Below are 628 nucleotides of genomic sequence, written 5' to 3' on the forward strand. Positions count from 1 at the left end.
ATGTATGTACGGTGTTGCGCCCAAGTCAACGCCCAGCCTGAAAAGGGCTGTGTGCACTGGGTTCGCGCGATCGGCTCGGATGACGAACTGAAGACGAAGCGATCGGCATCTTCGTCCGCAATCACAAACGATCGAAATCTTTCAGCCTCGCGTCGAGAGGATCATCCGAGTCGCACACTGCACGAGCCCAATTTATCCATTCTCGCAAGGGCGACCCTTCTGCTAAATCCGCGCCGCGCTCGTGCGCCGACCTCTCCATCCGATCAAGATACTGCCGTCGCCTGTCGACGCGATCCCACAAATCCACCTCAGCAAAAAACTTCTCTTTCCGCACCATTTCTTCTTTTGCACGCTCAGCTTCCCGCTCGCGTGCTCGGCGCTCCCCTTCCTTGCGTTGTTGCGCCTGCTTAATTTCCTCGACGCGAGATCGCTCTGCTCTGGCATCGGCACCAATCACCAAGAGCCGCAACTTCGCGATTAATCCGTTTAACTGAACCTCGATCGGCCTTTCAGGTTCGTCGCGAACATTGATTGCCTCTGGAATGCCATTCGCATATCGGTGTCGACGCAAAGAAAGACGAAGGCGCCCCGTGGTAACTGTCGGAGAACTCCGACCCCCCCCCCTCTT

Annotated in this window: 1 pseudogene; it reads right to left on the reverse strand. The window is 56.5% G+C overall.

Annotated elements, in window-relative coordinates:
* Positions 1-121: 121 nt before the first annotated feature.
* Positions 122-628 (reverse strand): annotated as a pseudogene (locus P0D80_RS50930) (hypothetical protein); the annotation flags it as partial.

The organism is Paraburkholderia sp. RL17-373-BIF-A (genome assembly GCF_046030175.1).
Classification (GTDB): domain Bacteria; phylum Pseudomonadota; class Gammaproteobacteria; order Burkholderiales; family Burkholderiaceae; genus Paraburkholderia.